At 64.6% G+C, this 9121-nt stretch carries 13 protein-coding genes; 11 read left to right on the forward strand and 2 right to left on the reverse strand.

Translation table 11 applies throughout. The features are described 5' to 3' along the window. The first annotated feature begins 142 nt into the window (after nt 1-142). A complete protein-coding gene (locus tag B2585_RS13870) occupies nt 143-535 on the forward strand; it encodes a hypothetical protein (protein WP_292024284.1) in 393 nt (130 codons plus the stop codon). A 5-nt stretch (nt 536-540) separates the two neighbouring features. Here the strand turns inward: B2585_RS13870 and B2585_RS13875 are convergent, their stop codons facing one another. Beyond that, complete coding sequence (locus tag B2585_RS13875) at nt 541-924, reverse strand: BLUF domain-containing protein (RefSeq protein ID WP_292024286.1); 384 nt, start codon at nt 922-924, stop codon at nt 541-543. Nucleotides 925-1237: 313 nt separating this feature from the next. Here B2585_RS13875 and rpsM point away from each other — a divergent pair, with 313 nt between their 5' ends. The 4 genes from rpsM to rplQ all read left to right on the forward strand — a co-directional run bounded on the left by rpsM (nt 1238) and on the right by rplQ (nt 3765). Further along, nucleotides 1238-1606, forward strand: coding sequence for a 30S ribosomal protein S13 (rpsM, locus tag B2585_RS13880; protein WP_292024289.1), 369 nt, complete (start codon nt 1238-1240; stop codon nt 1604-1606). Between the two features lie 15 nt (nt 1607-1621). After that, nucleotides 1622-2011, forward strand: a complete 390-nt coding sequence (rpsK, locus tag B2585_RS13885; protein WP_292024291.1) for a 30S ribosomal protein S11 — start codon at nt 1622-1624, stop codon at nt 2009-2011. A 112-nt stretch (nt 2012-2123) separates the two neighbouring features. Beyond that, nucleotides 2124-3140 carry a DNA-directed RNA polymerase subunit alpha gene (locus B2585_RS13890; protein WP_292024293.1) on the forward strand — a complete coding sequence of 339 codons (1017 nt, stop codon included), beginning with the start codon at nt 2124-2126 and terminating at the stop codon, nt 3138-3140. A 196-nt stretch (nt 3141-3336) separates the two neighbouring features. Then, a complete protein-coding gene (gene rplQ, locus B2585_RS13895; RefSeq protein WP_292024296.1) occupies nt 3337-3765 on the forward strand; it encodes a 50S ribosomal protein L17 in 429 nt (142 codons plus the stop codon). 85 nt (nt 3766-3850) lie between these two features. Here the strand turns inward: rplQ and B2585_RS13900 are convergent, their stop codons facing one another. Next, entirely contained in the window at nt 3851-4036 is a 186-nt protein-coding gene (locus B2585_RS13900) for a hypothetical protein (RefSeq protein WP_292024297.1), read from the reverse strand. Between the two features lie 119 nt (nt 4037-4155). Between B2585_RS13900 and B2585_RS13905 the strand changes: the two genes are divergently transcribed. The 6 genes from B2585_RS13905 to B2585_RS13930 all read left to right on the forward strand — a co-directional run bounded on the left by B2585_RS13905 (nt 4156) and on the right by B2585_RS13930 (nt 9073). Then, nucleotides 4156-4767: an autoinducer binding domain-containing protein gene (locus B2585_RS13905; RefSeq protein WP_292024299.1), complete on the forward strand. Its 612-nt coding sequence runs from the start codon at nt 4156-4158 to the stop codon at nt 4765-4767. A 162-nt stretch (nt 4768-4929) separates the two neighbouring features. Further along, the gene (locus B2585_RS13910) at nt 4930-6240 is read left to right on the forward strand and encodes a replication-associated recombination protein A (protein WP_292024301.1); all 1311 of its coding nucleotides are present in this window, start codon (nt 4930-4932) and stop codon (nt 6238-6240) included. A gap of 31 nt (nt 6241-6271) precedes the next feature. Then, entirely contained in the window at nt 6272-6649 is a 378-nt protein-coding gene (gene crcB, locus B2585_RS13915; RefSeq protein WP_292024303.1) for a fluoride efflux transporter CrcB, read from the forward strand. Continuing rightward, on the forward strand, nt 6646-7698 hold the full coding sequence (locus B2585_RS13920; RefSeq protein WP_292024304.1) for an RluA family pseudouridine synthase: 1053 nt from the start codon (nt 6646-6648) through the stop codon (nt 7696-7698). The genes crcB and B2585_RS13920 overlap by 4 nt, the downstream gene beginning before the upstream one ends. Continuing rightward, nucleotides 7686-8360 (forward strand): HAD-IA family hydrolase, encoded by a 675-nt coding sequence (locus tag B2585_RS13925; protein ID WP_292024306.1) that lies wholly within the window; start codon nt 7686-7688, stop codon nt 8358-8360. The genes B2585_RS13920 and B2585_RS13925 overlap by 13 nt, the downstream gene beginning before the upstream one ends. Then, nucleotides 8357-9073, forward strand: coding sequence for an ATP12 family chaperone protein (locus B2585_RS13930; protein WP_292024308.1), 717 nt, complete (start codon nt 8357-8359; stop codon nt 9071-9073). The genes B2585_RS13925 and B2585_RS13930 overlap by 4 nt, the downstream gene beginning before the upstream one ends. Nucleotides 9074-9121 lie beyond the last annotated feature (48 nt).

Here is a 9121-nt window from a genome sequence, read left to right on the forward strand (position 1 = left end):
CGCCGGTCCCGCAAGCTCAAGACGAATAACGGCGGTCCAGACGGGCCGTCGTTTTCTTTTCGGCCCCTCCGGCCTGCGCGGCCCGGATTGACCGAAGCGCGGTTTGCAACGATCCTTCGGCCATTGATCGGAGGACTTTCGTTTGAACCATGCCATTTCCCTTGCCGCACTCATCAGCGCGTCGCTCTTTCTTCCCGTCGCCGCCACGGCCAACGCCTTCGTCAACGGCCCGCGCGGCTGTGACTTCCTCGACGGCTTCGACGACTACGGCCCGCTCTACACGGTGGACGAGGACCACCTCGTGCTGAGCCAATTGGGCCTTGAAGGGATCGAGTGGAATTGCACCTTCAACGAACCCTTCGAACCCTACCTCGAAGACGGCGAGATCGAGATTCGCACGGGCTACTGCATGGAGCCGGGGCCGTTCATCACACCCGCCGTCTTCACGCTCCTCGAACGCGGGGACGGGACGGTGCAGCTGGACGCTTCGGACTGGAGCGATCCCCTGATCCTCGACATCTGCCCGGCACCATAGCGCGGTCAGTTCTGGCTGGCGGAAATCCGCAAAAGCTGATCGACGAGCGCGTCGCGCGGCGTGTCGAACGGGCAGTTCTTGCTCAACATGAACAGCACGCCGTCCCGGTCGAGCGGCCCGTAACCCATCGACCAGCCGTCAAAGGTCCGCTGCGGCGCGAGCACGGGGGGCCATTCGCGCAGGATGTCGTGGCGCGGGTCACGGCGGATCGCGGTCATCACGGTCCAGACATCGCGCGCCGTTCCCTCAAGCACCTGAACGAAATAGCGCCCGGTCCGAAACAGGAACCCCGTCATGCCAAGGGCGCGGCACCGCGCGTCGGATTGCTGGAGTATTTCCTGATCGCTCGGATGCCCCATCGGGTGCAGCGCGAGGCTGATATAAACCACTTGTATGTCCAAAACGATTCCATTCGCGCTGATGTGTCGCGGACAGATGGCCCGTATCCCCGGGCCCGGCTTTAACATAGGTCAAACCTTCGCGGGAACGTGAGTGCGTGGCACAAGAGCCGCAGCCCTTGACGCGCCTGTGATTCCCTCGTAAAGCACCGCATCCCGATAGGGGAATCGGTGTCAACGGGGTCGCGCCCCGATCACACCAGACCAGAGTTTCAGCTGCGGCCCGCAGGGATCACACCCCGCGGGCTTACGTTGTGAAAAAAGGACCTGGTGCTACGGGTCCGCAACGAAAAGGAAGACCGACTTGGCACGTATTGCCGGCGTGAATATCCCGACGCACAAGCGCGTCCCGATCGCCCTCACCTACATCACCGGAATTGGCCACACCTCGGCCAAGAACATCTGCGAAGCGACGAACATCGACGTATCCCGTCGTGTGAACGAGCTGTCGGACGCCGAAGTCCTCGCTATCCGCGAGCACATCGACGCCAACTTCACTGTCGAAGGCGACCTGCGCCGCGACATGCAGATGAACGTCAAGCGCCTGATGGACCTCGGCTGCTACCGCGGCCTGCGTCATCGCCGCAACCTCCCCGTGCGCGGTCAGCGTACGCACACCAATGCGCGCACGCGCAAAGGCCCGGCGAAAGCTATCGCCGGCAAGAAGAAGTAAGGGAGGCACTGAGCAATGGCACGCGACAAGACACGCGCAAAGCGCAAAGAGCGCAAGAATATCGCCGCCGGTGTGGCGCATGTGAACTCCTCGTTCAACAACACCAAGATCCTGATCTCCGACGTGCAGGGCAATGCGATTGCCTGGTCGTCGGCTGGCACGATGGGCTTCAAGGGGTCGCGCAAGTCGACTCCCTTCGCCGCCCAGATGGCCGCCGAAGACGCCGGCAAGAAGGCTCAGGAACATGGTGTGAAAACGCTGGAAGTCGAAGTGCAGGGCCCCGGTTCGGGCCGTGAGTCCGCGCTGCGTGCGCTGGCTGCTGTCGGCTTCAACATCACGTCCATCCGTGACGTGACGCCGATCGCCCACAACGGTTGCCGTCCGCCGAAGCGCCGCCGCGTCTGAGGCACGACTTATTACGCTCGGGCCGGGGGTTTCCCCGGCCCGAGCACGTCATTTTTGAACCTCGGGCGTTCTGCCTTTTGGACATGGAGGCAGGACAGGAATGGAGGGACGCATGATCCACAAAAACTGGGCTGAATTGATCAAACCGACACAGCTGGACGTCAAGCCGGGCAATGACCCGTCGCGTCAGGCGACCGTCGTCGCCGAACCGCTGGAGCGTGGCTTCGGCCTCACCCTCGGCAACGCGCTGCGCCGCGTGCTGATGTCGTCGCTTCAGGGCGCAGCCATCACCAGTGTGCAGATCGACAACGTGCTGCACGAGTTCTCGTCGGTCGCCGGCGTGCGGGAAGATGTCACCGACATCGTCCTGAACCTCAAGGGCGTCGCGATCCGCATGGAAGTCGAAGGGCCCAAGCGCCTGTCGATCTCCGCCAAGGGGCCGATGGTCGTCACCGCCGGTGACATCTCGGAATCCGCAGGGATCGAGATCCTCAACAAGGATCACGTCATCTGTCACCTCGACGATGGCGCCGACCTGTTCATGGAACTCACCGTGAACACGGGCAAGGGCTATGTCTCGGCCGACAAGAACAAGCCGGAAGATGCGCCCATCGGCCTGATCCCGGTCGACGCGATCTACTCGCCGGTCAAGAAGGTGTCCTATGACGTGCAGCCTACCCGTGAGGGTCAGGTGCTCGACTACGACAAGCTGACGCTCAAGATCGAAACCGACGGCTCCATCACCCCGGACGATGCCGTGGCCTTCGCCGCGCGGATCATTCAGGACCAGCTGTCGATCTTCGTGAACTTCGAAGAGCCGGAAAGCGCCTCGCGTCAGGACGACGACGACGGGCTCGAGTTCAACCCGCTTCTGCTCAAGAAGGTGGATGAACTGGAGCTTTCGGTCCGCTCGGCAAACTGCCTGAAGAACGACAACATCGTCTACATCGGCGACCTGATCCAGAAGACCGAAGCCGAGATGCTCCGCACCCCGAACTTCGGCCGCAAGTCGCTCAACGAGATCAAGGAAGTGCTCTCGGGCATGGGTCTGCACCTCGGCATGGACGTCGAGGAATGGCCGCCGGAGAACATCGAAGACCTGGCCAAGAAGTTCGAGGACCAGTTCTGAGGTCATACAATCGTATGTACACTGTGTGCACATGATGTGTACGCGATGTGCATCGGTAAAAAGACAGGCGGGACGGGCGATGTTCGTCCCGCGAAATGCCCGGAAGACCGGGGAACACATGGGCGATGATGCCCCAAGGAGAGCGGCCGAAACGCATGGTCGCCAGACAAAGCAAAACCTGAGATAGGAGACCAAAATGCGTCACGCACGGGGCTATCGCCGCCTGAACCGAACCCACGAACACCGCAAGGCGATGTTCGCCAACATGGCCGGATCGCTGATCGAGCACGAGCAGATCAAGACGACCCTGCCGAAAGCCAAGGAACTGCGCCGGATCGTCGAGAAGCTCGTCACGCTCGGCAAGCGCGGTGACCTGCACGCCCGCCGTCAGGCGTCGAGCCAGCTCAAGCTGGAGGCCCAGGTCGCCAAGCTGTTCGACGTACTCGGCCCGCGCTACAAGGACCGCCAGGGCGGGTATATCCGCGTCCTGAAAGCCGGCTTCCGCACCGGTGACATGGCGCCGATGGCGATCATCGAATTCGTCGATCGCGACGTCGACGCCAAGGGCGCCGCCGACAAGGCCCGCGTCGCTGCCGAAGAAGAGGCCGCCTTCGCAGAAGAATGATCCGATACCCGGCCCGTCCGGAGATCGAAAACCCCCGCACGGCGTGACCGAGCGGGGGTTTTTCTTTGAATAACAAGTATTTGGATCAGTTCAGTCGGCCGGAGCTTCCCGGCTGGTTCACCTTGAGCAAATGAAGCGCGGCTTCGATCATGTCCGTCCGTTCGGTCCCGTCGATCGGGTCGTCAGGCATCATATCGAGGTGGCGCGCCAGCATCTCGCGCTGTTCGTCGTCCAGTGCGTTGAGCCACGCCACGAGGTCGTCATCGTCCATATGTTCCTGCCTTCATGGTGAATTCCCTTGCGCAATTCTGGCTGCACAATTTATGGTTGTCAAAGCCGGTTGTAATCGCGTTTGTCGCATGATGCGAAATTGGGACATAAGAGGTGCAGATGTCTGATATGTTGGGGCTGGATCACGGTCTGGCGCAGCTCAATGACATGGCGCCGCGTGGCTTCGCGCTCGGCCTCCATATCCGCTTTGCAGCCGCCCACCTGATGATCCAGACCTACGATCCGCGCTGGTCCGAGACCTATACCGAAAAGGGCTACATGCTGGCCGACCCGATGGTGTTCTGGGGCTTCGGCAACGACGGCGCGATCCGCTGGAGCGACATCGACCTGCCCGACCCTCTGGGCATCCTCGGTCAGGCGCGGGCCTACGGCCTCGTCTACGGGATCGCGGTGTCCGCCGGCCCCACATCGTCGCGCACCATCGGCGGCTTCGCCCGCGATGACCGGGAGTTCACGGACGTCGAAATTGCGCAGATCCAGGAGATTGTCGAGGAACTGCACGAGCGCGCGACGCCGCCGGAACGGCTCACCCCGGCGCAACGAATGGCGCTCCGGCTGGTTGCGAAGGGGAACCGGCACGCGGAAGCATCGGCCTCGCTGGGGATTTCGGAAAGTGCGTTCAAGGCGCGGCTGCGCGCGGCGCGCGAGGCGCTGTTCGTGCGAACGACCGCCGAGGCGGTGCAGCGCGCGCAGGAATACAACCTGTTGTGAGGGTTTGCGCCCCGGGCAAGGCCCGGGTCGCCGCGCCGGGGGCCAGCCCCCGGACCCCCGCCGGAGGGGGCTGTCTGCCCCCTCCCGGCCTCCCCCGAAGGTTTTTCAAAACAGAGAAGAGGGGCGCTGGTAGCCGGGGGCGCCGGGGCTTAGATTGGGCGCATGGCGGATTTGTTCGACAGCGTTGCGGAAGGGGCGAAAGGGGGCGGGCCGCGCCCGTTGGCCGACCGGCTGCGCCCTTCCGCGCTGGACGAGGTGATTGGGCAGGAGGCTGTGCTGGGACCGGACGGCCCGCTGGGCGTCATGCTGTCGTCCGGTTCGCTTGGCTCGCTCATCCTTTGGGGGCCGCCGGGGGTTGGCAAGACCACCATTGCGCGGCTGCTGGCGGATGAAACCGACCTCGCCTTCATCCAGATCTCGGCGATCTTCACGGGTGTTCAGGACCTGCGCAAGGTTTTCGAATCCGCCAAGATCCGGCGCCAGAACGGGCAGGGGACCCTCCTGTTCGTCGACGAGATCCACCGCTTCAACAAGGCGCAGCAGGACGGGTTTCTACCGCATATGGAGGACGGGACGATCCTGCTCGTGGGGGCAACGACCGAGAACCCGTCCTTCGAACTGAACGCCGCTGTCATGAGCCGTGCACAGGTCATCACGCTGAAGCGGCTGGAGCCCGCCGACCTCGAGCGGATGGCGCAGCGGGCCGAACGGGAACTGGAGCGGGCGCTGCCGCTGACCGGCGAGGGCCGCGAGGCGCTGATCGACATGGCCGACGGGGACGGGCGCGCGCTGCTCAACCTCATCGAACAGGTGATGGCGTGGCAGGTCGACGGCAAGCTTGACCGCGAGGCGCTCGCCACCCGGCTGATGCGGCGCGCGGCGCAATACGACAAGTCCGGGGACGGGCATTACAATCTGATCTCGGCGCTGCACAAATCCGTGCGTGGGAGTGACCCGGATGCGGCGCTTTACTGGTTTTCGCGGATGCTTGAGGGCGGTGAAGACCCCCGGTTCCTTGCCCGCCGCCTGACCCGGATGGCGGTGGAGGACATCGGGCTTGCCGATCCGCAGGCCAACGGGATTTGTATCGATGCTTGGGAGACCTATGAGCGTCTCGGGTCGCCCGAGGGTGAACTGGCGCTGGCGCAGGCGGTCACCTACCTCGCCCTCGCGCCGAAATCCAATGCGGGCTACGTCGCCTACAAAGCCGCGCGGGCGCAGGCGAAGCAGACCGGATCGGCGCCACCGCCCAAGCACATCCTGAACGCACCCACGCGGCTGATGAAGGACGAGGGCTACGGCGCCGGGTATCAGTACGACCACGATGCCGAGGACGGGTTCTCGGGACAGGATTATTTCCCTGACGACCTCAAGCGCCCGGTCTACTACCAGCCCGTCGAGCGCGGGTTCGAGCGGGAACTCAAGAAGCGCGTGGACTTCTTCGCCGGGCTGAGGGCCAAGCGGCGTGGTTGACTCCGCCGCCCCTACGCGGGAGAGGAAGGCCATGTTCGGCACAGTTCTCTCAGTCGCCCTGGGTGGCGCTCTTGGCGCCTCGGGGCGCTATCTCGTCAACGTGGGCGCCACGCGGGCTTTCGGTCACGGCTACCCCGCCGGAACGCTGATCGTGAACGTCGTGGGGTCTTTCCTGATGGGCGTTCTGTTCGTCGTGCTGGCGAAGAAGGGCGGCAACGCCTACGCCCCGTTTCTGATGACCGGCGTGCTTGGCGGGTTCACGACCTTTTCGGCATTCTCGCTCGACACGCTGACGCTGTTCGAACGCGGGCAGGTGGCGAGTGCGGCGGGCTATGTCGCGCTTTCGGTCGCGCTGTCCCTTGGTGCGCTCGTGGTCGGGGCCTATGCGGCCCGGGCGGTGTTCGCATGAGCCGGGTTCAGACCGTCGAGGTCGCCGCGGGTGAAGGCGACCAAAGGCTCGACCGCTGGTTCAAGCGGCTGTTTCCGCATGTGCCGCAGGGCCGGATCGAGAAGATGTGCCGCAAGGGCGAAATCCGGGTGGACGGCGGGCGGGTCAAGGCCTCCACCCGCGTCGAAGTTGGGCAGGAGGTGCGCATCCCGCCGCTGCCCGATGCGAATGCACCCCAGCCTGCGCCGCGTTCGTCGGTCACCGACAAGGATGCGCAGTTGATCCGCGACTGCGTGATTTATCAGGACGACCACATCATCGCGTTGAACAAGCCGCCGGGCCTGCCGACGCAAGGCGGGTCGAAACAGACCCGACATATCGACGGCATGGCCGAGGCGCTGACCTCCGGCTACGACGACAAGCCGCGGCTCGTTCACCGGCTGGACAAGGATACGTCGGGCGTCCTGCTTCTTGCCCGCACGCGGCAGGTGGCCAAGGATCTGACCGCTGCCTTCCGGCACCGCGACACGCGCAAGATCTACTGGGCCATCGTTGCTGGCGTGCCGACGCCGCGCAAAGGGACGCTCAAATGGGGGCTCGTGAAGGCGCCGGGGCATGGCGGCCAAGGCGAGGGCGAGAAGATGCTCTGCCTTCATCCGGCCGAGGTCGCCAAGGTCGAGGGCGCCAAGCGGGCTGAGACGGATTACGTCGTGATCGAGCCGCTGGCGCAGCGCGCCGCCTGGGTCGGGCTCGTGCCGGTCACGGGGCGCACCCACCAGCTGCGCGCGCATATGGCCGAGCTGGGCCATCCGATCATCGGCGACGGCAAGTACGGCGGGTCAGGGCAGGAGAACCTTGGCGACGGCTGGGGCGCGATGCTGGGCGGCGAGGTGTCGAAGAAGCTGCATCTTCATGCGCGGTCCATCGAGATCGAGCACCCGGTCACGAAGCGGCAGATATTTATCGAGGCGGAGCTACCAGAACACATGGCGCGGACCTGGGAACAGCTCGGGCTGCACGCCAACGAAGCCCCGGACGACCCGTTCGAGGAGGATGAATGGGCCCCCTGAAGCTCGTCCTGTTCGACGTCGACGGGACGCTGATCGACAGCCAGCATGCCATCGTCGCGGCGATGGAGGCGGCGGCGAACGAGGCGGACCTGCCTATGCCGACCCGGGCGGACACCCTCAGCGTCGTGGGCCTGTCGCTGGTCGAGGCGATTGCGCGGCTGTTCGGCGCATTCACGCAGGACGACCAGGCGCGGATGGTGGAGGCCTACCGCAATGCCTATATGACCGCGCGCCAGCACGACGGGGCGCCGCCGTTCTTTGACGGGGTACTCGAAGCGATGAAGAGCCTCGCCGCGCGTGACGAGGTGTTTCTCGGCACTGCAACGGGCATGTCGCGCCGGGGGATGCAACGCATTGTCGAGACCTACGGGATCGCGGGTCTGTTCGCGACCACCCAGACGGCGGACGACCATCCGTCCAAGCCGCATCCGGCGATGGTGAACGCGGCGCTGGCGGCCACGGGTGTCGCGCCGGAGGATGCGGTGTTCGTGGGCGACACGACCTATGACATCGAGGCGGGGCGGGCCGCCGGGGTCTCGACCATCGGGGTGACATGGGGCTATCACGCGGCGCGAGACCTTGAACAGGCGGGTGCGGATGCGGTGATCGACCGGGTCGCCGACCTCGTCCCCACCATCGAAAGACTTTGGAGCGGATCATGAGCGATTGGGCCCCGAAACGGTTCTGGAAAGAGACCCGCGCGGACCGCTGCGACGGGGGATTCACGGTCTATCTCGACCACAGGACGGTGCGCACACCGGCCAAGGCTCCTTTCACGCTGCCCACGCTGGCCCTGGCCGAGGCCTGTGCGGCGGAGTGGGAGGCGCAGGGTGAGCATATCGACCCCTCCGTCATGCCCATGACCCGCACCGCCAATTCGGCGCTCGACAAGGTGGCCGTGCAGCATGCCGAGGTCGCCGACCTGATCGCGGCCTATGGTGATAGCGACCTGACCTGCTACCGCGCCGATACGCCCGTGGAACTCGTCGCGCGGCAGGCCGAGGGATGGGACCCGCTGCTCGACTGGGCGCATGCGCGGTTCGACGCGCGGCTCGAGCCCCGTATCGGCATCATGCACGCGCCGCAGGATCAGGCCGCGCTCGAGCGGCTTCGCGCGCAGGTCTTCGCCCTCGACGCGTTCCGATTGGCTGCATTCCATGACCTCGTCGCGATCTCCGGCTCGCTCATCATCGGGCTTGCCGTGGCCCACGATGAACTCGACCCCGAACAGGCGTTCAATGTGTCGCGGATCGACGAGGACTGGCAGGCCGAACTGTGGGGCGCGGACGAGGAGGCGACCGAACATGCGGCGCTGAAACGACAGGCATTTCTGGACTCGGCGCTCTTTTTTCGTCTCGCCGATCAAAAAACCTGAACCGGAAATTTCTGCCGAGAACGAAAATCCAAGGATTACCTTGGGTTA

The sequence above is a fragment of the Maritimibacter sp. UBA3975 genome (assembly GCF_002384975.1).
In the GTDB taxonomy this organism is placed as follows: Bacteria; Pseudomonadota; Alphaproteobacteria; order Rhodobacterales; family Rhodobacteraceae; genus Maritimibacter.

Bases quoted from the DNA above. Each gene is read 5' to 3' on its own strand.
- rpsK (WP_292024291.1), top strand. From the start codon at position 1,622: ATGGCACGCGACAAGACACGCGCAAAGCGCAAAGAGCGCAAGAATATC.
- B2585_RS13900 (WP_292024297.1), bottom strand. From the start codon at position 4,036: ATGGACGATGACGACCTCGTGGCGTGGCTCAACGCACTGGACGACGAA.
- crcB (WP_292024303.1), top strand. From the start codon at position 6,272: ATGTTCGGCACAGTTCTCTCAGTCGCCCTGGGTGGCGCTCTTGGCGCC.
- B2585_RS13910 (WP_292024301.1), top strand. From the start codon at position 4,930: ATGGCGGATTTGTTCGACAGCGTTGCGGAAGGGGCGAAAGGGGGCGGG.
- rplQ (WP_292024296.1), top strand. From the start codon at position 3,337: ATGCGTCACGCACGGGGCTATCGCCGCCTGAACCGAACCCACGAACAC.
- B2585_RS13920 (WP_292024304.1), top strand. From the start codon at position 6,646: ATGAGCCGGGTTCAGACCGTCGAGGTCGCCGCGGGTGAAGGCGACCAA.
- B2585_RS13925 (WP_292024306.1), top strand. From the start codon at position 7,686: ATGGGCCCCCTGAAGCTCGTCCTGTTCGACGTCGACGGGACGCTGATC.
- B2585_RS13890 (WP_292024293.1), top strand. From the start codon at position 2,124: ATGATCCACAAAAACTGGGCTGAATTGATCAAACCGACACAGCTGGAC.
- B2585_RS13905 (WP_292024299.1), top strand. From the start codon at position 4,156: ATGTCTGATATGTTGGGGCTGGATCACGGTCTGGCGCAGCTCAATGAC.
- B2585_RS13930 (WP_292024308.1), top strand. From the start codon at position 8,357: ATGAGCGATTGGGCCCCGAAACGGTTCTGGAAAGAGACCCGCGCGGAC.